Origin of the sequence: Enterococcus sp. BWR-S5 (assembly GCF_016745255.1) — a bacterium.
GTDB lineage: Bacteria > Bacillota > Bacilli > Lactobacillales > Enterococcaceae > Enterococcus_L.
Window position 1 is genome coordinate 17,161 of sequence record NZ_JADOEQ010000001.1, and the last position, 22,399, is coordinate 39,559.

General features: G+C 40.8%; 20 protein-coding genes and 1 riboswitch. Of the genes, 18 read left to right on the top strand and 2 right to left on the bottom strand.

Annotated features, from left to right (window positions below; all coding sequences use genetic code 11):
- Nucleotides 1-242: 242 nt before the first annotated feature.
- From IW510_RS00185 to IW510_RS00250, 14 genes are all read left to right on the top strand, one after another.
- On the top strand, nucleotides 243-1,247 hold the full coding sequence (locus IW510_RS00185; RefSeq protein WP_202055524.1) for an aldose epimerase family protein: 1,005 nt from the start codon (nucleotides 243-245) through the stop codon (nucleotides 1,245-1,247).
- A gap of 100 nt (nucleotides 1,248-1,347) precedes the next feature.
- The gene (locus IW510_RS00190) at nucleotides 1,348-2,616 is read left to right on the top strand and encodes an ABC transporter substrate-binding protein (protein WP_202055530.1); all 1,269 of its coding nucleotides are present in this window, start codon (nucleotides 1,348-1,350) and stop codon (nucleotides 2,614-2,616) included.
- A gap of 131 nt (nucleotides 2,617-2,747) precedes the next feature.
- Complete coding sequence (locus IW510_RS00195) at nucleotides 2,748-3,641, top strand: carbohydrate ABC transporter permease (RefSeq protein WP_202056546.1); 894 nt, start codon at nucleotides 2,748-2,750, stop codon at nucleotides 3,639-3,641.
- A gap of 14 nt (nucleotides 3,642-3,655) precedes the next feature.
- Nucleotides 3,656-4,483 (top strand): carbohydrate ABC transporter permease, encoded by an 828-nt coding sequence (locus IW510_RS00200; RefSeq protein WP_202055531.1) that lies wholly within the window; start codon nucleotides 3,656-3,658, stop codon nucleotides 4,481-4,483.
- Nucleotides 4,484-4,510: 27 nt separating this feature from the next.
- Complete coding sequence (locus IW510_RS00205; protein WP_202055532.1) at nucleotides 4,511-6,712, top strand: alpha-galactosidase; 2,202 nt, start codon at nucleotides 4,511-4,513, stop codon at nucleotides 6,710-6,712.
- Between the two features lie 249 nt (nucleotides 6,713-6,961).
- Entirely contained in the window at nucleotides 6,962-7,657 is a 696-nt protein-coding gene (locus tag IW510_RS00210) for a DUF1003 domain-containing protein (RefSeq protein ID WP_202055533.1), read from the top strand.
- A 170-nt stretch (nucleotides 7,658-7,827) separates the two neighbouring features.
- Nucleotides 7,828-8,259 carry a hypothetical protein gene (locus IW510_RS00215; protein ID WP_202055534.1) on the top strand — a complete coding sequence of 144 codons (432 nt, stop codon included), beginning with the start codon at nucleotides 7,828-7,830 and terminating at the stop codon, nucleotides 8,257-8,259.
- A 299-nt stretch (nucleotides 8,260-8,558) separates the two neighbouring features.
- Nucleotides 8,559-8,670, top strand: a riboswitch (SMK box riboswitch).
- Nucleotides 8,671-9,858 carry a methionine adenosyltransferase gene (gene metK / locus IW510_RS00220; RefSeq protein ID WP_202055535.1) on the top strand — a complete coding sequence of 396 codons (1,188 nt, stop codon included), beginning with the start codon at nucleotides 8,671-8,673 and terminating at the stop codon, nucleotides 9,856-9,858.
- Between the two features lie 94 nt (nucleotides 9,859-9,952).
- Complete coding sequence (locus IW510_RS00225) at nucleotides 9,953-11,434, top strand: MDR family MFS transporter (protein ID WP_202055537.1); 1,482 nt, start codon at nucleotides 9,953-9,955, stop codon at nucleotides 11,432-11,434.
- A gap of 24 nt (nucleotides 11,435-11,458) precedes the next feature.
- A complete protein-coding gene (locus IW510_RS00230) occupies nucleotides 11,459-12,253 on the top strand; it encodes an alpha/beta hydrolase (RefSeq protein WP_202055539.1) in 795 nt (264 codons plus the stop codon).
- A 252-nt stretch (nucleotides 12,254-12,505) separates the two neighbouring features.
- Nucleotides 12,506-13,066, top strand: coding sequence for an alkaline shock response membrane anchor protein AmaP (amaP, locus tag IW510_RS00235; RefSeq protein ID WP_202055548.1), 561 nt, complete (start codon nucleotides 12,506-12,508; stop codon nucleotides 13,064-13,066).
- Between the two features lie 14 nt (nucleotides 13,067-13,080).
- Nucleotides 13,081-13,275, top strand: coding sequence for a DUF2273 domain-containing protein (locus tag IW510_RS00240; RefSeq protein ID WP_202056547.1), 195 nt, complete (start codon nucleotides 13,081-13,083; stop codon nucleotides 13,273-13,275).
- A gap of 65 nt (nucleotides 13,276-13,340) precedes the next feature.
- The gene (locus tag IW510_RS00245; RefSeq protein ID WP_202055550.1) at nucleotides 13,341-13,877 is read left to right on the top strand and encodes an Asp23/Gls24 family envelope stress response protein; all 537 of its coding nucleotides are present in this window, start codon (nucleotides 13,341-13,343) and stop codon (nucleotides 13,875-13,877) included.
- Nucleotides 13,878-13,928: 51 nt separating this feature from the next.
- Nucleotides 13,929-14,171 (top strand): GlsB/YeaQ/YmgE family stress response membrane protein, encoded by a 243-nt coding sequence (locus tag IW510_RS00250; RefSeq protein WP_086349902.1) that lies wholly within the window; start codon nucleotides 13,929-13,931, stop codon nucleotides 14,169-14,171.
- A gap of 185 nt (nucleotides 14,172-14,356) precedes the next feature.
- Here IW510_RS00250 and IW510_RS00255 read toward each other — a convergent pair whose 3' ends face one another.
- On the bottom strand, nucleotides 14,357-15,013 hold the full coding sequence (locus IW510_RS00255; protein WP_202055552.1) for a TetR family transcriptional regulator: 657 nt from the start codon (nucleotides 15,011-15,013) through the stop codon (nucleotides 14,357-14,359).
- 229 nt (nucleotides 15,014-15,242) lie between these two features.
- Here IW510_RS00255 and IW510_RS00260 point away from each other — a divergent pair, with 229 nt between their 5' ends.
- The 3 genes from IW510_RS00260 to IW510_RS00270 all read left to right on the top strand — a co-directional run bounded on the left by IW510_RS00260 (nucleotide 15,243) and on the right by IW510_RS00270 (nucleotide 19,639).
- Complete coding sequence (locus IW510_RS00260) at nucleotides 15,243-16,961, top strand: ABC transporter ATP-binding protein (RefSeq protein ID WP_202055554.1); 1,719 nt, start codon at nucleotides 15,243-15,245, stop codon at nucleotides 16,959-16,961.
- Complete coding sequence (locus tag IW510_RS00265) at nucleotides 16,958-18,727, top strand: ABC transporter ATP-binding protein (RefSeq protein WP_202055557.1); 1,770 nt, start codon at nucleotides 16,958-16,960, stop codon at nucleotides 18,725-18,727. Before IW510_RS00260 ends, IW510_RS00265 begins: the two co-directional genes overlap by 4 nt.
- A gap of 687 nt (nucleotides 18,728-19,414) precedes the next feature.
- Nucleotides 19,415-19,639, top strand: coding sequence for a hypothetical protein (locus tag IW510_RS00270; RefSeq protein ID WP_202055558.1), 225 nt, complete (start codon nucleotides 19,415-19,417; stop codon nucleotides 19,637-19,639).
- Nucleotides 19,640-19,846: 207 nt separating this feature from the next.
- On the opposite strand, the gene IW510_RS00275 is transcribed toward IW510_RS00270, so the two are convergent.
- The gene (locus tag IW510_RS00275; protein WP_202055559.1) at nucleotides 19,847-21,124 is read right to left on the bottom strand and encodes a PTS sugar transporter subunit IIC; all 1,278 of its coding nucleotides are present in this window, start codon (nucleotides 21,122-21,124) and stop codon (nucleotides 19,847-19,849) included.
- A gap of 261 nt (nucleotides 21,125-21,385) precedes the next feature.
- Between IW510_RS00275 and IW510_RS00280 the strand changes: the two genes are divergently transcribed.
- Nucleotides 21,386-22,267, top strand: a complete 882-nt coding sequence (locus tag IW510_RS00280) for a hypothetical protein (protein WP_202055561.1) — start codon at nucleotides 21,386-21,388, stop codon at nucleotides 22,265-22,267.
- Nucleotides 22,268-22,399 lie beyond the last annotated feature (132 nt).

Below are 22,399 nucleotides of genomic sequence, written 5' to 3' on the forward strand. Positions count from 1 at the left end.
GTCGGCAGACAGATTAATGTATGTTAACCAGCAATTATGCTTAGTGCCATTGTGACTACTATGAGCGGTGAGTCAGTGTTATACTTGTTCCGGCGCAGCAAAAACGATGCAAAGAGGCTTCAATTTGGCATACCGGTCAGCGGTCATGCTAAGCTGGGAGCGACTTTGGAAAGGAGAGGGAAACAATCGAAAAGACAGAATTTAGCGTAGAGGTAACCGAAGAAAGAAACGGTCAGAAAAAATTGAGCACAATCAAAATAAGTAAAGCAGATTTTTCCATAGAGCTGTTCAACTATGGCGCGTCGGTTACTGCGCTTTATCTACCGAGGCGAACAGGAAAACTGGAAAACGTTATTTTGAGATTTCCGGATAAGCAGAGGTATCTAGCGGAGCGCAGTTTTTTAGGTGCTTCCGTTGGGCGTTGTGCCGGCAGGATTGCTGGGGGCGTCTATCCTCTTTTTAAGCAACAGCTTCAATTGGAAAAGAACGAAGGGGAAAATCATCTTCATGGCGGTAGTAAAGGCTTTAACACAGTTTGCTGGTCTTATGAAATCAGCCAGGAGGAAGGAGCAGTCACTGTTGTTTTTTCTCATACCTTTGAGGATGGAGCGAATGGCTATCCCGGAAATTTGTCTATGACAATCAGCTATACTATTTTCTCAGATAAGCGAGTCAAAATTAGCTACCAAGGACTGTCTGATAAGGATACGCTGCTTAATCCAACAAACCATACGTATTTCAATTTATCAGGAGGAGCAGACGCAACCGTTGCAAAGCATTACTTAAAAATACCTAGCGAACGATTTGCATTACTGGATCAGGCACATGTTCCTAGCTTCCCGTTGGCAGTATCCACCCAAACAATATTTGATATGAATCAACCTATACTATTACGAGATATTTTTGACAGTAAAAATCATCAGATAGTACAAGAAAAAGGACTGAATCATCCATTTTTTTTGAAGAGGGAAGCACATTCAGCGCAGCTGCCTATTGAGCTTTGGCATCCTGAATCTGGCAGAAGGTTAAGCATTCAAACAAGTAATTCCTTTGTTATCTGCTATACAGGGAATCATTTTGAAACTGGCAAGGAACCAGCCTTTCACGGAGGAATTGCGTTGGAAACACAGGAGTTGTATCAGGCGATGAGTGAGTCAAAGACGGGACAGGAAATCAAGCTGAAACGAGGTCAGATATTCTCAAGCTGGACAGAATGGACTTTTGGTTTGCTGGATGATTCAGTGTAAGAAAGTCTATCTTTCTGATTTATCGTCCATTCTAGAATTGAAAGCGCTATATTATACTGGATTCAAAGAGAAATACCAACAAATGAAAAAGGATGGATGAATGATGAAACCAATACTTAAAAAGCTTGCTCTGGGAATAACTGCAGCAGCAGCTGTTGGAATGCTTACGGCCTGTGGTTCAAGTGAAGGAGAGTCTTCCGGCGATACCACTCTTACTTTTCAAATTTGGGATAAAAATCAGCAGCCGGGGATGGAAAAAATGGCAGCAGCTTTTACTGAGGAAAATCCTGACATCAAAATAAAAGTAGAGGTAACGCCTTGGGATCAGTATTGGACGAAGCTCCAAGCATCCGCATCCGGTGGGGAAATGGCGGATGTTTTCTGGATGCACCCCGATCAAGTCTATAACTTTGCCAACGGTGAAGCGCTGCTGGATTTAAGCGATCAAATCAAAGAGAGTGATCTAGATATGTCGTTGTTCCCGGAATATATTGTTGACGGGTTTTCTGTCGATGGGCAACAACTGGCGATTCCTAAAGACTATGGTACGTTGGGGCTATGGTACAACAAGGATTTATTTGATAAAGCCGGTGTTTCCTATCCTGACGATACTTGGACCTGGGATACGTGGATGGAAGCAGCAGAGAAGCTGACAGATAAGGATGCAGGAGTCTATGGAATGATTGCTCAGCCGGATGGACAAAACTTCTGGTACAACCTGGTTTGGCAAAATGGGTCGGATTTGATTTCCAAGGACGGCAAAACAATTATGCTCAATGACAAGAAAACCGTGGAAGCAATAAAGTATGGGGTATCTTTCATTGATAAGGGCTATTCACCAACGGCTTCCGATCAAGCCAATACGACACCAGACCAGTACTTTGAGTCTGGAAAAGCTGCGATGATGATTGCGGGATCATGGATGGCAAGTGAATATACAGCAATTGATGGGTTAAATATTGATGTGGCACCGATGCCGAAAAATGTTGATCGAGGCAGCGTCTCTTCCGGTATGGGGTACGCAATTTCCGCTAATACTAAGAAGGCAGATGCCGCATGGAAATTTGTGAATTTCATGGCGGGTGAGGAAGCGAATCTGATTCAGGCAGAGTCAGGTGCAGCAATCCCAGCCTTGAAGGATACGCAGCAGCCTTGGGTAGACACTTTCCCGACTATTGATGCACAGGTATTTGTCGATGCAGAAGCCTACGGACATAACTCGATGCATGTATCTACACGAGATGCCTGGGCAAAGACAGAACAGGAATATATTCTGAAAATATTTAGTAAAGAGCTGAGTGTTGAAGAAGGCTGTAAACAGATGGCAAAACAAATTCAAGCAGAAATAGATGAGGCTTTGGATGAGTAACGGCAGTTAGTTTTCGTATTGACTAGATGACAGTTGAAGCTGCGGTAAGCAGCTTCTGAAAATAAACAGGAGAGAGCTGCTGAATGATTGGAAAATTTAGCAGCCTCTTTCTGAGAAGAGGGGACTTTCTTATGAATTCACTGTCTAATTTAAAAAAACAGAAGATGATGTGGGCGGGTCTATTCATTCTGCCAACAGTACTGTATGTCTGTATTATGAATGTTTGGCCAATCATACAATCCGTTTACTTCAGCTTCAACCAAATCAAGGGGCTTGGACAGCCAAAATGGATTGGACTTGATAACTATGCTAAGGCGTTTCAAGACCCGGATTTAAGAAGAGCGCTTTGGAATACATTTGTCTATACGCTTGTTACTGTACCTGTGGGAACAGCTCTTTCTTTAGTAACCGCAGTTTTTCTCAACAGTAAAATCAAGTTCAAATCTTTTTTTCGAGTGCTGTACTTCATTCCTGTGGTTTCAGCGCCTGCTGCTGTAGCAATGGTATGGCGTTGGCTGTATAACTACGATTCAGGGTTAATCAATTATTTATTGTCATTAATCGGGATTTCAGGCCCAAACTGGATTGCAGATAGTAATGTAGTATTAATTGCAATTATGATTGTCGGTATCTGGTCAGCGCTGGGCTATAATATGATTATTTTGCTCGGTGGACTTCAAGATATACCTAAAACCTATTATGAAGCAGCGGAAATGGATGGGGCCGGTCCAATCCGACAATTCTTCAATATTACGATACCAATGCTTTCCCCGACCCTTTTCTTTGTGGTTACAACAACCTTTATCAGCTCGTTGCAGGTATTTGACACGATTTTCATGATGGTCGACAAAAAGAATCCGGCATTACGATCGGCTGAATCAATTGTATACCTGTTTTATAGGGAAACCTTTGATTCTAACAATAAGGGGTATGGTGCAACTATTGCTGTTTTGCTCCTTTTGTTGATTTTGGTTTGTACGGCGGTTCAAATGAAGCTGCAAAAGAAATGGGTACATTATAAATGAGGGGGCGGAAAGCAATGAGTAAAAAAAGAGGAAAGGGCTACATCATTATTTATGTTTGTTTGAGTATCGGAGCAATCATCATGGTTTTTCCGTTTATCTGGAGTATTCTGACCTCATTCAAAACACTGACCGAGTCGTTGGCATTTCCACCAAAAATCCTACCGAACAGCTGGCAGCTGACAAACTATTTAGATGTTTGGCAAGCGTTGCCGTTTCCTAAGTTCTTCTTCAATACAGTTGTAATGGTCGTTGCTCGTGTGATTACATCAACCATTCTTAGTGCGATGGCCGGCTACGCATTTGCAAGAATCAAGGTAAAGGGGATGAATCTGCTATTCCTATTGGTTCTGCTTCCGATGATGGTACCAGGGCAGGTGTTTATTTTGCCGCAGTATCTGCTGATTTCAAAGGCTGGTTTGACTAATACTTTGACAGCTCTGATTATTCCGGGAATTGCCAGCACCTTTGGCACCTTTTTGATGCGTCAGTTCTTTATGAGTGTTCCTGAGGAAATTGAAGAGGCTGCGATTCTTGATGGGTGTAACTATGGACAGATTTTTTTAAAGGTGATGCTGCCGCTGGCAAAAGCACCATTGATATCCTTGTCTATCTTTACAGCGTTATTTGCCTGGAAGGACTTGATGTGGCCGTTAATCGTAAACAGTTCTCCTGATAAAATGCCGCTATCTTCCGGTTTAGCCTTACTCCAAGGGCAGTATACCACCAACTATCCACAGTTGATGGCCGGAGCTGTATTGGCGACAGTGCCGATGATTATTCTATACTTGATTTTCCAAAAACAATTTATTCAAGGGGTGGCATCAACCGGCTCTAAAAATTAATCAGAAGTGAAAGGAGCAATCTTACTGATGGGGATTGAATTCAGTGAAGCAAAAAAACAGTTTCATTTAAAAAATGATTATTTCAGCTATATTATGGAGATAACAGAGGAAGGTTACCTGCTGCAGGTTTATTATGGCGAACGTCTGGAGAGCTTCGAGCAACGCTTGGTCTATCCAAGAATCGACCGTTCATCATTTTCGCCTAATCCCTATGAGCTTTCTAACAGCGGTTTTTCACTCGATACAGTATTGCAGGAATGTCCAGGTTATGATACGGGTGATTATCGTGAAGGCATGGTGGATATCACCTATCCTGATGGTACAAAAGCAACTAGCTTGAAGTACAAAGGGTATCAGATAACGAAAGGGAAAAAGAAGCTGACAGGACTTCCCGCGACATATACAGATACGGAGGAAGAAGCAGAGTCACTGGAAATTGTCTTAGCAGATGAAAAACGAGGGTTAGAGGTTATCCTCCTCTATACGCTATTTAAAAACCACTCTGTTATGACAAAGTCTGCGCGCTATGTAAATTGCGGGACAGCAACAATCTCACTAAATAAGGCTCTGAGTATGTGTCTTGATTTGCCGGATTCGGACTATGAGCTGATTCAAATGCCGGGTGCTTGGGCAAGGGAAAAACAGCTTCGAAGAGATTCTCTGGTTCAGGGGCAGCATGTGTTGAATAGTAAACGAGGAGCCAGCGGTGTGACACAGCAGCCGTTTTTGGCATTGGCTTCACCGGAAACGACGGAGCGCAGTGGTGAGGTTCGTGCCTTTCACTTTGTCTATAGTGGTAACTTTACCATGAAGGTCGAGGTTGACACGTATGAACAGACACGTGTCTTAGTTGGCATTAACGAGTTCAATTTTTGTTGGCAGTTGGAGTCGGGAGCGGATTTTCAAACACCGGAAGTTGTGATGGTTTATTCGAATGAAGGGCTGAATGGGATGTCTCAGCATTTTCATCACCTTTACCGAAAGCATTTGGCAAGGGGAAGGTATAGAGACGAAGAACGTCCTGTGCTAATCAACAACTGGGAGACTACCTATTTTGATTTTGATGAAGAGAAATTGTTGAAGCTGGTAACAGATGCCGGGAAGATTGGTATCGAGCTATTTGTTTTGGATGATGGGTGGTTCGGTCAACGCCATTCTGACACGACGTCATTAGGAGATTGGATAGAGAACAAGGAAAAGCTGCCGGATGGTTTGCTGGGTTTGAGCGAAAAGGTGCAGAAGCAGCAGCTGAAATTTGGCTTGTGGCTTGAACCGGAAATGATTTCTGAAGAAAGCGAGCTGTTTCGAGCGCATCCTGATTGGCATTTGCATGTCGAAGGCTACCCAACTTCTTTAGGAAGAAACCAGCTGATTCTTGATTTCAGCAGAAAAGAAGTTCGTGAGGCAATCATGAAGCAACTCACAGCAATCTTAGATAAGGTGCCGATTGATTATATTAAATGGGATATGAATCGAAACATGACAGAGGTCGGCTCTCAGGGACGATTGCCTAAGCAGCAGCAGGAAACGGCTCACCGCTACATCCTTGGTTTGTATGAAATGCTGGAAGAGCTGACGACTCGTTATCCTGATATTCTGTTCGAGAACTGTTCCGGTGGCGGTGGACGTTTTGATCCAGGTATGTGCTACTATATGCCGCAAAGCTGGGCCAGTGATAACACAGATGCTATTGAGCGCTTGAAAATTCAGTACAGCACCAGCATGATTTTTCCACCAGTGATGACTTGTGCCCAGCTGTCAGATTCACCTAATCATCAGATTGGACGATCAACCGACATGGACACACGTGCGCTTGTCGCAATGTCTGCCAACTTTGGACTGATGATGAATTTGGAGAAAAAGACAGAAGAAGAACTGAAAAAAATAGCGATGTATATCCAGTGGTATCAAGCGAATCGTCAACTGATTCAATTTGGCAGCTTTTACCGATTGGAAAACCCTTATACGGGCAACTATGGAAGCTGGATGTTTGTCGATGAGGAACGCAAGCATGCTGTTGTAATGGTCTTTCAGATATTATCGCAGGCATCAAAGCCATTGAAAAAAATCCGTTTGCTTGGCTTAGATCCGTCGACTTTTTATGAGGTGGAAGGAATGGTCTTGTCCGGGGCAGAGCTGATGAATTTCGGCTTGTATCTTGGGCAGCGGCTTACAGGGGATTTCACTGCATTGAAGCTGGAAATAAGAGCAGTAGAGAAAAGGGAATAGGGAAATACGCGCTGGCATATGTTCATTTTAGCAATTATGCTAGGCACGTTTGGCTCCGATTATTCGTTCCTATATAGACGAAACGACCTGAGGTTTACTTATACCTCAGGTTCTTTCAGCTGTTTTTGTTCAATAGCTCGGCTGAAGTATTTTATCGCCGGCAGAGTCGAATGGTAAAAAATCATATTAGTGTCGAAAATCACTAAGAACGGGTACTATATAGAAAAAGGGTAAGGGGAGTTGAACAAAATGACGAAAAGAAAAGTAGAAACATTGGACAAAATTAAACTAGCAGATATAGAAATAGAAGTTCGAACATTTATTTTGCAGAATGAGCCTCATCTGACAGAGCAATCATTAATCAGCTATCCTCAATTGTTGAGCTATAGATTGGAATATGTCCGTTCTTTGTTGAAGAATGAAACATTGAAAAGCGAGCAGCTGAATCAGTTAATTGATAAGCAGCTGAATGATAATGAAGTAGTAGCTGATAATCTGAATAAAACGATGGCCGAAAAACTGACATTAGGGCAGAAAACAGCGGACGGAATTGCTAAATTCGGCGGCAGCTGGCCGTTTATTTTTCTTTTTATGGCGATTCTTATAGTATGGATTTTGCTAAATACGTTTGCTGTTTTTTTTCAACCGTTTGATAAGTATCCATTCATTCTGTTGAATTTGGCCTTGTCTTGTTTGGCTGCCATTCAAGCACCGATAATCATGATGAGTCAAAACCGTCAGGAAGACAGAGACCGGGAACAGGCAAAAAACGATTATAGGGTCAATCTGAAGGCAGAGATTGAGATTAACCTATTGCATGAAAAGGTGGATTATTTACTGAATGAGCAATGGCAGCACTTGGTGGAAATTCAAAATATTCAGCTGGAGCTTTTGGGAGAATTGCAGGAACAGATGGAGGTTGTGAAGGAGCATAACGCACGTTAGAATAACTATCTTCTTTGTTTGTAAATGCTTAGACATTTATGAACAGAAAGGTCAGACTTTTTTCGTTATTCCCCTGCCTGAGCGACCATATTACTTGATAGAATCCTTGGCTACCCCTTATAATAACATTATGAGCAGTTCGTTTGACTTGCTTGGAAGGGGAGATTTTTATGTTTGATTATACAGATACGGTTCTATCAGTAATGCAGAGGGTTGAGGTATATAACGAAATTTTCGCGACAATTTCCAAGGAAATCCAACAAGAAGGATATAAGCTGATTGCAGACAGAAAAAAGAAAGATACCTATGTCTTTTGTAGGAACAATATCAATCGCTTGTTCGTGGAGGACGCGAATTTCAGAAAGGTACTGAATCCTTATGAAGAAAAAGCTGCAACTTTACTTTTATGCCAAGGCTTGGATGAGTACAAACAAGGAGTCTATCTGTGGTTAGATGCAATGGATGAACAATGTGAGGTTGTCGACACAGTCAAATATGAACTGGGGCAAAGCGGTATTCAATCATCCTTTGAGCTGATTAATCAGGCATGCAAAGAAGCATGTGGTGGGATTGAAAGCGCCCATAGTGTGCATAAGATGTAATGGTATTATTTTTTTATTGTCCAAAACAACTGATTGTTTTTAGAAGAAGCAGCTATTTATGCAGCCTCTTCTTTTTTTCGTCAATAAAACCATTGGTACTAAAGGTAAACGCGGTTCGTGAAAAATCTTCGGCGCAGAAAAAGAGCTATCATGTGTTGACCGAGTTCAGCTTCACTCATTTTCGATTCGGCTGTTCTCTTGATTATCAAGAAATTGAGCATATTGGCCTATGCTTATGAAATACTTAAGGTTTATTTGAAGATAAAATGAGCTTTTTTCAAGATAGTTTGCTATACTGATATCGTTACAAGTTCCCGAAAGGATTTGCATGAGAGACTCTATCTAAAATAGGTAACAGTTTTGCGCAAAGATGCCTTGTAACCGAATAGTAATTAGGGGGAATATTATATTATGGCAGAGAAACATTTGTTTACATCAGAATCCGTTTCAGAGGGGCATCCCGATAAGGTTGCAGATCAAATCAGTGATGCAATTTTAGATGCAATCTTGGAACAGGATCCAACAGCCAGAGTAGCCTGCGAAACATCTGTAACAACAGGGCTGGTATTAGTCTTTGGTGAAATTTCAACAACAGCGTATGTCGATATTCAGAAAATTGTCCGTCAGACAGTCAAGGATATTGGGTATACGCGAGCGAAGTATGGCTTTGACGGTGAAACAGTTGCGGTTTTGGCAGCAATTGATGAGCAGTCGCCGGATATTGCTCAAGGAGTCGACGAAGCACTGGAGGTTCGCGGCGGAACAGATGAGAAGGATGAGATTGGCGCGGGAGACCAGGGGTTAATGTTCGGCTTTGCAGTCGATGAAACACCGGAATTAATGCCTTTACCGATTTCTTTAAGTCATCAGCTGGTTCGACGTTTGGCAGAGCTTAGAAAGAACGGAGAGCTGACATATCTTCGACCGGATGCAAAATCTCAGGTCACTGTGGAGTATGATGAAGCAGGTCAGCCGAAGCGCATAGATACAATTGTTATCAGTACCCAGCATGATGAGCATGTTACGCTGGAACAAATTCAAAAGGATATAAAGGAACATGTAATCAATTACGTGATTCCTGAAAAATGGTTGGACGAAGAAACGAAGTATTTCATTAATCCAACGGGACGTTTTGTTATCGGAGGTCCTCAAGGGGATGCCGGATTAACAGGGCGTAAGATTATTGTTGACACATACGGCGGCTATGCACGACATGGTGGCGGGGCATTTTCAGGAAAAGATGCAACAAAAGTCGATCGTTCGGCAAGCTATGCCGCTCGATATATTGCTAAAAATATTGTTGCAGCCGGTTTAGCTAAGAAGGTTGAGGTTCAATTGGCTTATGCAATCGGCGTAGCGCAGCCAGTCTCTATTTCCATCAATACCTTTGGAACAAGCGAGATTGCTGAAAGCAAATTGATTGAAGCGGTACGTGCAAACTTTGACTTGCGTCCGGCGGGAATCATCGAGATGTTGAATCTTCGTCGTCCAATTTATAAACAAACAGCAGCATATGGACATTTTGGTCGTACAGATATTGAACTACCTTGGGAGCAGACTGATAAGGTCGATGCACTGAAGGCAAGTTTGAAGGAATAAAGAGGCGGCCCTGTCATTTCATTGACAGGGCGCTTCTTTTTCTTTGCGCAAAATCAGCCATAGCTGGGAAAAAAATGGCAAAAGGGGAAGTAGTATGGAAAAGCAAACAAATATAAAATTAGTCACATTCGGTGTTTTTACAGCGACCTTTATGACGGCAATCGAAGGAACGATCGTTTCTACGGCAATGCCGACAATTGTCGGCTCACTGCAGGGAATGGAAATCATGAATTGGGTGTTCTCGATTTATCTGCTTACTAATGCGATGCTGACGCCTATTTATGGGAAGCTGGCGGATAAGGTTGGCCGCAAGCCAGTGTTTCTTATTGGTATCTCTATTTTTATACTGGGCTCCTCATTATGTGGTTTTGCGCCGAGCATGGAAACCTTGATTATTGCCAGAGCAATTCAGGGAATTGGTGCAGGTGCGGTGATGCCTGTTGCATTAACGATTATTGCTGATATTTATCCAATGGAGAAGCGGGCAAAAATCCTTGGGCTGAATAGTGCTGCTTGGGGTGTTGCCAGTGTTTTCGGCCCGTTAGCCGGGGGCTTTATTGTAGATACAGTCGGTTGGCACTGGATATTCTTTATTAATGTTCCTATTGGCTTGGCCTTGTTACTGCTTATTTCAGTCTATCTCATTGAACCAAAACGAGAGAAGACAGGCAAACCAATGGATATTCTTGGCAGTATGTTGTTGATGGTTTCGTTACTGCTTTTATTGCTGGGCTTTCAACTAATTGGTGACAATGGATTTTCAGTTAAAATTTTATTATTTTTCGTAGGGTCAATCTGTGCATTGTTTGGTTTTATAGCGGTTGAAAAGAGAGCGAAGGACCCAGTGATTTCATTGCATTTGTTCAAAAATCCAACCTTTGTATTCGTCAATCTGATTGCGGCCTTCGTCAGCGGCTTCTTGATGGGGGTGGAAGTCTATATCCCAATGTGGCTGCAAGGTGTTCTGGGAACGGCTGCGGGTTTAGGAGGACTGGCGTTGGCACCTATGTCTGTGTTATGGATGGTAGGTTCCTTTATCGCCAGTAATATGCTTGAAAAAACAACTGTAAAAAAAGTCTTGATGATAGGCTTGAGCATCATTTTAGCAGGCGGTATTTGTCTAATCTTAGTTTCTGTTAAAGCGCCTGTGTATCTATTTTTCTTGATTGCCGCCGGTTTGGGGATTGGGTTTGGTATCACAATCACAACAACGACGGTTACTGCTCAAAGCAGTGTACCCCATAGCGAAGTAGGGGTGGCCACTTCATTTAATACACTTTCTCGAACCATTGGTCAGACAGTCATGATTTCCATCTTTGGCGTGCTGCTGAACTCTGTTATGGCATCAAAATTGGCACAAAGCGGTTTACAGGTAGAAGCAACCATTATGAACCAACTGGTCAATCCCCATACAGCAAATGATATCTCTGCAGAGCTATTGAAGCCTTTGAGAGGGATTTTATTTAGTGGTCTGCATATGGTCTTTCTAGTCGGAATTGGTTTAATTGTTCTTTCCTTATTATTACTCTTATTTTTATCAAGACCCAAACAACGGAATAGTGTTAAAATAGGGTAATATGAAAAAAAGTGAGGGGTCGCAATGGCATTTTTACAGGCAAATATTTATTCGAACGTGTTGGGAATGGAAGTTATGCTGAATGTGGTGCTGCCGCAGCGAACGGAAAAGCTGATTGGTACCAGCACAAAGGCAAGCAGTGAGGATGTACCTGTTCTCTATTTGCTGCATGGTATGGGAGGAAATCATAGTGTTTGGGAGCGCAGAACGAATATTGAGCGTTATGCTGCTGATTATGGCTTGGCTGTAATTATGCCATCCACTGATTTAGGCTGGTATGCGGATACGCAATATGATATGAATTATTGGACATTTTTATCGGAAGAGCTGCCTGAGATTTGTCATGAGCTGTTTCCACAGCTCAGCAAAAAGCGAGAAAAAACCTTTGCTGCCGGGTTATCAATGGGTGGTTACGGTGCATTCAAGCTAGGCTTGCGTCAGCCGAATCGTTTTGCGGCAGTTGCTTCACTTTCGGGTCCGCTGAACATAGCGGCGCGTACAGAGGACTTGCTGCTGTTGCGCAAAGAAGCATATTGGGAGGGTGTCTTTGGTCCATTAAGCGAATTTCAAGAATCTGAGCATGACTTGATGTTTCTTTTGAAAGAGTCGGTGAAGGCACAGAAGAATCTGCCAGCTATTTTCTTAGCTTGTGGAGAAGAGGACCCATTACTTCATGCGAGTCAGGATATTTCCAGGGTTCTGAGCGAATTTAAAATTCCACATATCTTTGAAACCGGAACCGGCGGTCATGACTGGACGTTTTGGGATCAGTGGATTCAGACGGTTTTGAACTGGCTGCCAATCGATGACAATAAATAGGTATAAAAACACAACTTGCGGATAAGCAGCGACAGTAACTCCCGCTATCTAAAAAGTAATTTTAGATAAACAAATAGAGATAAAATAATGATATTTTTTTGAGCTAAGCCAGTATAACAAAGGCTTAGCTCATTTTTTTATTTATAGATACTGCAAAAAATAAAAGTGCATTACTTTTGAAAAAGAATTGGAGGCTCCTTAGAATAAGAATATAAGGTATTTGTTAAATTATTACGATTGGAGGGAGAGGCATTGGGTAAATTAAAAAAATTTGTTTTGTGCTTAATCATTCTTGTTGGGCTGACACTTTTGGCACCGTTGATTTTTTTCAATAATCAAGCAGGTGTGCTTTCCTTACCGCTAGCCTATCCGAATTACTCTTTATTCATTCATCCGGCACTTAATCTATATTTATTTTGGGCAAGTGTCATTTTGTTTGTAATGCTGGTAGGTGCGTTTTTTGCCGTTCTTTTTTTACCCAAAAAGGAAAAAGCTGTGATTGTTAAAGAAGAGCATGGTGAACTGAAAATAGAAAGGAAAAGTATTGAGAGTTATGTTGCAGCGAATTTGGATCGTGCCCAGTTCATTCAACAGCCGAAAATTAAGGTACGCATGACTAAAAATAAAATAGCGGTTACTATTTTAGGGCGTTTTAAGGCACATGACGGCATTGTTCCAAGTACAGAATTGATGATAGTGGATGTTAAAGAGGATATACAAAATCTTTTGGGTATAAAGGATCGACCGATTGATGTGGTTGTTGATTTTATCGACTATGCGGAAGAGAAGAAGAAAAAATCAAGAGTTGAGTAGAGAGGTGAATAATGATGAAAGAGATTTTTGAAAATTATAGATGGTCGATTATCGGTGGATTGAGCGGGTTTATTTTAGCAATATTGTTTCTAACAGTAGGTTTTTTTAAAACACTTTTGATTCTTATTCTAACATTGGCAGGTATTTATGCAGGTCTCTACTTGAAACGCTCAGGTATTGCTGAACATTTTTTTGATGATAAATCATAATAATTTCAATATTGAAATGGTTATAATATAATAATAATATATTAATTAAATAGGAGGTAACAGAAATGGATACAACAAAACCAGTAACAACACCAAATGCACCAGTACAAGAGGTAAAAGGCGAACTAACGTATGATGACAAAGTGATTCAAAAAATCATTGGAATTGCTTTAGAAAATATTGACGGATTGTTAACAGTCGATGGCGGCTTTTTCTCTAATATTGCAGAGAAATTAGTTAATACGGACAATGTTACTTCCGGTATCGATGTGGAAGTTGGCAAAAAACAAGTAGCAGTTGATTTGGATATTGTTGCTGAATATGGCAAAGATATTGCGAAGCTGTTTACAGATATTCAAAAGCTGATCGTTGAAGAAGTGAAGAAAATGACCAGTCTGGAAGTGATTGAAGTCAACGTAAACGTTGTGGATATCAAGACCAGAGAACAATATGAAAAAGATTCTGTAACGGTTCAAGACAGAGTAGGAAATGTCGCTGAAAGCACAGGTGAATTTGCTTCTAACCAAACGGATAAAGCAAAAAAGGCTTTAAATAAAGGAGCCGACAAAGCAAAAGAGCAAATGGAACCGCGAGTTCAATAAAACAAGTGAAGCTCGTAGGATATATATAATAGAAGAAAGAAGGAATTGGAAATGGGATTTATATGGTCACTTTTAGTTGGTGCCTTAATTGGTGTGATAGCAGGAGCAATTACAAATAAGGGCGGATCAATGGGCTGGATTGCAAATATTGCTGCCGGTTTAATCGGGTCTGCGATTGGACAAGCCTTATTAGGTAGCTGGGGACCTAGCTTGGCAGGAATGGCTTTAGTTCCTTCCATTATTGGTGCGGTCATATTGGTTGCTGTGGTTTCTTTCTTTGTTGGAAGAAAATAATAGACACGTTGTACTGCTCTATTCAATGCAGCAGCACGCTAAATTCATTTAGAGCCGCTGTACTTAGAGAACTGGTTGCAGCTTGATTTATCCAGTACAAGAAATCCCGTCAGAGAGTGAAATTACTAGCTCTGACGGGATGTTTTTTTGTAATCGACACCTGTTATTCTTAACGGTATCTGCATTTAGTCTGAATGATGGGCACCATCCAGAGAATCAAGGAACAGTGTAATCATTCGCTTGAAGGTATCCTTCTGCTTTTTCTGCTGGCGGTAGGCAAAGCTTTCTTCAACATACGTAAGCTCATTGTCTGTGACGTATTGCTTCATTAAGACAACCTGTTGATTCAGGTACTTATCGCCCTCAAAGATTTTACTGTACAGCTGTTTTTCTTCAGAAATATCAATGAGCAGCCCGAAAAGCAGATGCTGCAGTCCGTTGACCGCTGTATAGCTTGCTTCAATTGAAAAGCCTGCTGTACGAAGAATACCAAGCATTGTATTGTAACGTGTTAGACGAAGTGAAGAAGAAGGAATTGTGTTCATTTCGATTTCGAGCGCACAGGGAAACTTCAGATAAAGATCATAGTAATTTTCCATATAGGAGAAGAGGGTCTCTTTCCAATCAGACGATTCCTCCGGTGTTTCAAAATGCTGTTCAATTTCTTCAGCCATGCTTTGAAGCAATGCTTGTTTATTTTGGAAATACCAGTATAGAGCGGGCGCTTGAACACCGATTCTTTTAGCAATATTACGCATTGACAGTTTTTCGATATCAGGCGTTTCTTCTAAAAGCTGAAAAGCTGCTTCTATGATTTTTTCTCGGGAGAGTTTCGTATCCATTTTTTTCATCCTTTAGTCTGAATTTTGGTTAAATGACTTGTATTTTCTATAGAAAATATGGTAAATTATGGGTCAGTCTATTTTACAGTGTTAAATAAGTAGTAATTGAACGATCCGTTTGTGTCTCACGGGTCGTCTGTTCCTCTTTATAATAACACATTCCCCATTGAATAAAAGAGTTGCCTGATTAGGGGAAATGGACTAGTTATAATGGAAAGTAGGGGATAAAATGAATATTGTTATGGACCATGTAAAAAAGTATAAAAAAGAGACTGCTATAGCTTTGTTTACAGTAGTCATCATGGTCATGTCTGCTCTATGGCAGCCGAAGCTGCTGCAGCAGGTACTTGAGGCGATCATTAAAGAAGACAGTGATCAAATGAACTCATTGGGGATTTATCTGATTGTAATTGCCGGACTAGGATTGGTTGCCGGAGTTTTCAACACGATATTTTCTGCAAAAGTCGCACAAGGAGTCAGTGCTGATATTCGAGAAGCGGCTTTCCGAAAAATACAAACCTTTTCATTTGCGAATATTGAAGAATTCTCTGCCGGAAATCTTGTAGTTCGATTAACAAATGATATTACTCAAATTCAAAATGCAATAATGATTGCTTTGCAGTCGTTATTTCGAATACCGATTCTTTTTATCGGAAGCTTCGCGTTGGCGATGACGACATTGCCGCAGCTGTGGTGGATTATTGTACTGTTAGTTGTCGCAGTAATTATTATTACCTTGCTGTCGTTTTCTCAAATGGGTAAACATTTCATGATTATTCAGAACCTGATTGATAAGGTTAACAGTCTGGCGAAAGAAAACCTGTTAGGGATTCGCGTAGTGAAATCATTTGTTCAGGAAAAAAATGAACTGGCACGCTTCAGCAAAGTCAGTGATGACCTGACAACACATAATGTAATCGTTGGTACCTTGTTTTCTGTAATGATTCCATCATTTATGCTGGTAGCCAATTTGGCTGTCGCAGGAGCAATTTTCTTCGTTAGCGATTTGGCAAAGGACGATCCGACCCTAATCGGCGGCATTGCTTCCTTCATGAATTATCTGATGCAGATTATGATGGCGATTATTATCGGCGGTATGATGATGATGATGACTTCTCGTGCAGCCGTTTCAATCAAACGGATTAAAGAAGTGATGGATGCTGTTCCTGCAATCACCTATCCGGAGGTTCCGGAGCAGGATCTGGATGGAAGTGTTGTATTTGAACATGTCAGTTTCCGTTATCCCGGTGATGATACAGATACGTTAAAAGATGTTTCTTTCACCATTAAGCCAGGTGAACAGATTGGTATTGTTGGCGCGACAGGTGCCGGTAAATCAACCTTGGCTCAGCTGATTCCACGATTATTCGACCCGACAGAGGGAAAAGTAAAAGTTGGCGGAGTAGATTTGCATGATGTGAATGAACACAGTCTGCGTAAAGCAGTCTCTTTTGTGCTGCAAAAAGCGATTCTTTTTTCCGGCACAATTTCCGAAAATCTGCGTCACGGAAAACAAGATGCAGATGAACAGGATATGACTCGTGCAACTCAGATTGCTCAGGCAAGAGAGTTTATCGAGAAGCTGGCATTGCAATATGAAGCGCCTGTTGAAGAGCGAAGCACGAACTTCTCCGGTGGTCAGAAGCAGCGACTGTCAATTTCCCGTGGTGTGATTGGGGAACCGAAGATATTAATTCTTGATGATAGTACCAGTGCCTTAGACGCGCGTTCTGAGAGTCTTGTAAAGGATGCTTTGGAAAATGATTTAGGTCAGACAACAACCATCATCATTGCGCAGAAAATTTCTTCTGTCGTCAATGCAGACCGAATACTGGTTCTGGATAAGGGGCATCTTGTAGGTGAGGGGACCCACAAAGAATTATCGGTAACGAACGACGTATACAAAGAAATCTACGAAACTCAACGAGGAAAGGATGAGGTGGAATGACTGATTTAATCAAAGCAAGTAAATTCTTTTATCATTATTTGAAGAAATACAAGCTGTCCTTTCTAATCATATTTATTACAATCGTTGCAGCGACTTATTTGCAGGTAAAAGCACCTCAATTTATCGGTGAGGCGATTGAAGAGCTGACAAAATATGTATTCGCATTAAGTCAGGGTGTCGATGATAAGAGTGCCTTCATCAGTGTACTGCAAAAGCTGTTGATTTTTTATGTGCTGACTAGTGCAGCCAACTTCATTTACAGTATTCTTTTTACGCAGGTAGTAGGAAAATCAACCAACCGTATGCGAATCGGGTTGTTCAATAAACTGGAAAAGCTGACGATTCGATTTTTTGATTCTCATAAGGATGGAGAGATTCTTAGTCGTTTTACCAGTGACTTAGATAATATCCAAAACAGCTTGAATCAAGCGTTGCTGCAGGTATTGACGAATGCTGCCTTGATTGTCGGGGTACTGATTATGATGTTCCGTCAAAATGTTGAACTGGCGTGGGCAACGATTGCTTCGACACCGGTTGCTGTTTTAATTGCAGTTGTAATTATTCAGAAGGCGAGAAAATATGTTGATATCCAGCAGGATGAGGTTGGTAAGCTGAACGGATATATGGATGAAAAAATCAGCGGTCAGCGAGTAATCATTACGTATGGCTTACAGGAAGAAACAATTGACGGCTTTGTGAAGCATAATAAAAAAGTACGGGAAGCAACCTTTAAAGGACAGGTCTATTCAGGTCTGTTGTTCCCTATGATGCAAGGTATGTCCTTAGTCAATACAGCAATCGTGATTTTCTTTGGTGGCTGGTTGGCGCTGAATGGTGACGTAGAGCGAGCAGCTGGCTTAGGCTTGATTGTGATGTTCGTCCAGTACTCCCAGCAGTATTATCAACCATTGATGCAGATTTCATCTGGCTACAGTATGATTCAGCTTGCCGTAACAGGTGCGCGTCGTTTGAATGAAATGTTTGATGAGCCCGATGAAATCAATCCTGAAAATGGGAAAGAGATTACCGGCGTTCATGAATCTGTATCATTGAATCACGTTGATTTTGGGTATGATCCGGAAATTCCCATTCTGAAGGACGTATCCATCAATGTGAATAAGGGAGAAATGGTGGCACTTGTCGGACCAACGGGTTCAGGTAAAACAACGATTATGAATCTGTTAAATCGTTTTTATGATGTGAATGGCGGTTCCGTTACGTTTGATGGAACAGATATCCGTGAGATTGAGCTCAGCAGCCTGCGCTCTCATGTAGGGATTGTTTTGCAGGATTCCGTCTTATTTTCGGGAACAATCAGAGAAAACATTTCATTTGGTCATCCGCAAGCGAGTGAGGAAGAAATTATTGCCTCGGCGAAACAGGCCAACATTCATGATTTCATTGTTGGGCTTGAAAAAGGGTATGACACGGAAATTACTGAGGAAAACAATGTATTCAGTACAGGTCAGAAGCAGCTGATAAGCATTGCCCGTACCATACTGACGAATCCGTCTCTGTTGATTTTAGATGAAGCGACAAGTAACGTGGATACGGTGACAGAAGCGAAAATTCAAAAAGCAATGGATGAGGCAATTAGAGGACGAACCAGCTTCGTAATCGCCCATCGATTGAAAACCATTTTGAACGCAGACCGCATTGTTGTCTTACGCAATGGTGAAGTGATTGAAGAAGGAAATCATCATGAGCTGTTGAAGCAGCATGGCTTCTATTCCGAGCTGTACCACAACCAATTTGTTTTGGAATAAGAATGCTCCTAACCCTTTAAATACGAGGGTTAGGAGTTTTTTTATTCGTTTAATTTGGAATCTTCATGTCCTACTTCGTCCATAATCGCTTATTTGTAAATTTGAATATCATGCCAGTGAATGTTTTAAGATAAATTACATAGTTATATGATAGTTTTTTTCCAAAATAATAATAATCTAGCCTGTCTTGAATAATATTACTGGTTGTATTTTTTCACCTGAACATCATCTTCAAGAAACACTAGCCGACTTAATGTCTTCACAATTGTATGCTATACTAAGATAGTGACAGGAAGAGGTAATACTATGAAAAATTTGTATCCTGTAAAAGTGTATGCATCTGGTTTCAGATTATACTCTACAGAAAGAAAAGCGATGCTGAGCAAGCAACCAAACAAATTGGTCACTGTTCGATATATCGTAGCTGGGTTAAAGACGATCAGGCAGCTGTCAGACAGAAAATTTATATATGATATAAACTTCTTATCATTTCCAAAGGTCGAGTGGGCAATCACTCAATGCAACTTGTCTAATGTGATATAGAATAAATATCAATAGCTTCTTTTAGGAAATATTTAAGAAGGATAAACAGATGATCAAAACAGTTGGGTCATCTGTTTTAATTTTTTATTGGAAGTATAGTTGTTTCGATGAGATTCATAGGCATAAAGAAAAGAGGCTATATGTATGAGTTACTATTGGGGAAAAAAAGAAGAACTTTCTAAGAAAAGCAATGCATTTCATGAAGGACAAGAAGTATCTTTTATCTTAAAAAAGGAAATAAGAACAGGCAAGATAGAAGCATTAAGAGTTAATTCTGCAGTAATTAGCGTTAAAGCTCTGAGAACTCAGAAAGAGAAGTCTGAAAGAACAGTAGTCAGTTATGACAAATTGATGTCGGTTTATGAATAACAAGTTTTTTTACAGGAGCTTTATTTGGATAAATCTCTAAAAAGGAAGTATCTAGACTTGAGATAGGGAAGACCCAAAAACTTGCACCTATCCAGTAATATCTATTTGGTGAGCTGGGAAGGGAACGTTAATCCCCTAATTGAAAAATTTGTAATACCTTTACTATAAAAAAATCCCTTGTCCGAAATTGGACAAGGGATTTTCTGTTTAAGCTTCTTGTGCTTTTACTGAAGCTTCTTCATCGGCCATTCTTTTTTCCTCTTGAATAACAGAGATTTTAACGAAAGGCATGTAGATCAGTACTGAAAGAATTACGTTCACTGCTGCCAGAACGCCTCCGGAGATGCTGCTTGTTGCTAGTGCACCACCGATAATTGGCGGTGTTACCCATGGCGGCATAACCGTAGCCACTGGTACTAAGCCTAAGCTTGTTGCAAAATAAGCAACAGTTACCAGAACGATTGGCGTCAAAATAAATGGAATGAACATGATTGGGTTCAACACGATTGGCAAACCGAACATTGCCGGTTCGTTAATGTTGAAGATACCAGGTCCAATAGACAGGTTAGCGATAATCATGTTGGCTTTGCTCTTGCGTCCTACTAAGTAGATAGCAATCAGTAAACCGATTGTTGCACCTGTTCCGCCTAAATTGACAAAGCTGTCAAAGAAAGGCTTGTTAACGATGAATGGTGCTTCCTTACCTGCTGAAATAGCATTAACGTTTGCTTCAATCGCCGGCGCATTGATTGTCTGCATAAGCGGATCAATCATATTCGCTCCATGAAGACCGAAGAACCATAGGAATGGTGCGATAAATGCCAACAACAGAGCTGATGGATAAGAATTCGCCAAGCCCATGAATGGTTCTTGAACCAATGTGTAGAAAGAACCAACGATGTCTGTTACACCAAAGCCGGCGAAAATCGCTGCAACTAAGGCAAACAGTGAAATTGTAATCATCGCAGGCAGTAATGAAGCAAAAGCTTTCGCTACTGCAGGTGGTACACCTTCCGGCATTTTGATGATTAATTTTGGATTGTCAGCTAAACGAACGTAGATTTCAGTTGAAATAATCCCTACGATAATAGCAATGAACAATCCGGTAGAGCTCATTCCCAGAGCTCCGCCCAATGCGAAGAATGAGCCCAGTGAGATAACACCGGCTGCTGCGCCGTCTTTACGGTAATGGTTTGCTAGGTTATAAGCAAGTAAAAATGCAATCAGTACAGAAAGAATAGCAAACGTTCCGTTCCACGCGGCACCACCAAATCCTTTCCAGGCTTCTCCGCCAAAGATGGAATTCATTAGTTCCTGAAAACCGGGAATTGGCAAGTTGTTAATCATGACTGCCAGTGCGCCCAGAATCATCAATGGCATACTGATCATGAATGAATCACGAATCGCAACCAAATGACGTTGTGCACCGATTTTTGATGCAACAGGAATAAAATGTTTTTCCATAAACTCCACAAACTTATTCATAGTTGTCCCTCCTAATTTTTATTGAATCAATTGATCCATATTAATTATAATCCAATGATTTTCATAAAGAAAGAAATATGAAGATGAAATAAATGAATTCATCAAAATTGATTAGAAAATAGAAAAATATATCGAGAGATAGAAGGATACTATTGTTTTTTTGTTTTTAACTTACATTTTTATGATTTATTTTATTTTCTATTTATCAGTCATATGTTATTCGATATAATGATTATGTAACAAATAATAAAGAGGGAGCGAATGATGATGAAAAAGTGGACAGTAGTTTTGAGTGTTTTAGCTGCGTCATTTATGGCGGTTTCTTTCCAAAGTGTAAGTAGTGCAGAGGAGCAAAAAAGTGAGTATATTCAGATTCTTAATGATGATTTACGGATGTCGATAGAGGAGAATACTGAAGCTGTGATGAATGAGGCGGAACAGGCGTTGTATGATGAGTACCACTTATTTTCCCCTAGGTATTTAGGGAGTGTGGAAACGATGTACAGCTCAGGAAATATTATGTCCCTTGAAGGGTATCAATATTTGCCAAACCTTAAAAGCTATGGGGAACACGAAGGGTCGATAGGCGCGGACCCAAGACCACTGACGAAGCTGGCTCAATTGGAAGAGCTAAGCTTGGACAGTAATTTCTATTCTATTGAATTTCTAAAAAATCTAAAAAGCTTAAAAATCTTGGGATTGGATAATACACCTCGACAAAGAGGCTATGAAGAGCTGGATAGAATGGATAAATCGATTTTACCGCTTGTTGATTTAACAGTATTGAATCATTTAGATTCGTTAGAAGAAGTTTATATTGGGACAGAAGGTTATCTGCCGGCAATTACATTGAGAACAGGAAAGACAAGCTACACTATGGCAAATCCTATCTTCTTATCAAAACAATTTATTGAAGATGTAGTGGATGAGGAGGGCAATGTGATTGGCACGGAGGAAAGTCAATTAGAAGTTCGTTCGACGAATGAAGATTTTTCATTTGCAGATGATGAATTGACCTGGACGAATTTGTCACCTGAAATGACTGAATTGAGATTCTACTGGAACGCGGCTTCTAACACCTCTACTACTGATAATACGGCTTCTGTTAATGGCACAGCAATTATCCCGATTGTGTGGAAATAGGCAATGGTATGATATGAATAGAACAAAAAGGAGCTGTGACATTTTAATGTCACAGCTCCTTAAAAGCGAATAAACGGTGTTCCAACAGCAGTTCTCTCGAAAATAAGCCGAAGAATCTCAAAAACATGGAAA

Coding starts and splice junctions, on each gene's coding strand:
- IW510_RS00190 (WP_202055530.1), top strand. CDS start 1,348: ATGATGAAACCAATACTTAAAAAGCTTGCTCTGGGAATAACTGCAGCA.
- IW510_RS00195 (WP_202056546.1), top strand. CDS start 2,748: ATGAATTCACTGTCTAATTTAAAAAAACAGAAGATGATGTGGGCGGGT.
- IW510_RS00200 (WP_202055531.1), top strand. CDS start 3,656: ATGAGTAAAAAAAGAGGAAAGGGCTACATCATTATTTATGTTTGTTTG.
- IW510_RS00205 (WP_202055532.1), top strand. CDS start 4,511: ATGGGGATTGAATTCAGTGAAGCAAAAAAACAGTTTCATTTAAAAAAT.
- IW510_RS00210 (WP_202055533.1), top strand. CDS start 6,962: ATGACGAAAAGAAAAGTAGAAACATTGGACAAAATTAAACTAGCAGAT.
- IW510_RS00215 (WP_202055534.1), top strand. CDS start 7,828: ATGTTTGATTATACAGATACGGTTCTATCAGTAATGCAGAGGGTTGAG.
- metK (WP_202055535.1), top strand. CDS start 8,671: ATGGCAGAGAAACATTTGTTTACATCAGAATCCGTTTCAGAGGGGCAT.
- IW510_RS00225 (WP_202055537.1), top strand. CDS start 9,953: ATGGAAAAGCAAACAAATATAAAATTAGTCACATTCGGTGTTTTTACA.
- IW510_RS00230 (WP_202055539.1), top strand. CDS start 11,459: ATGGCATTTTTACAGGCAAATATTTATTCGAACGTGTTGGGAATGGAA.
- IW510_RS00240 (WP_202056547.1), top strand. CDS start 13,081: ATGAAAGAGATTTTTGAAAATTATAGATGGTCGATTATCGGTGGATTG.
- IW510_RS00245 (WP_202055550.1), top strand. CDS start 13,341: ATGGATACAACAAAACCAGTAACAACACCAAATGCACCAGTACAAGAG.
- IW510_RS00250 (WP_086349902.1), top strand. CDS start 13,929: ATGGGATTTATATGGTCACTTTTAGTTGGTGCCTTAATTGGTGTGATA.
- IW510_RS00255 (WP_202055552.1), bottom strand. CDS start 15,013: ATGGATACGAAACTCTCCCGAGAAAAAATCATAGAAGCAGCTTTTCAG.
- IW510_RS00260 (WP_202055554.1), top strand. CDS start 15,243: ATGAATATTGTTATGGACCATGTAAAAAAGTATAAAAAAGAGACTGCT.
- IW510_RS00265 (WP_202055557.1), top strand. CDS start 16,958: ATGACTGATTTAATCAAAGCAAGTAAATTCTTTTATCATTATTTGAAG.
- IW510_RS00270 (WP_202055558.1), top strand. CDS start 19,415: ATGAGTTACTATTGGGGAAAAAAAGAAGAACTTTCTAAGAAAAGCAAT.
- IW510_RS00275 (WP_202055559.1), bottom strand. CDS start 21,124: ATGAATAAGTTTGTGGAGTTTATGGAAAAACATTTTATTCCTGTTGCA.
- IW510_RS00280 (WP_202055561.1), top strand. CDS start 21,386: ATGATGATGAAAAAGTGGACAGTAGTTTTGAGTGTTTTAGCTGCGTCA.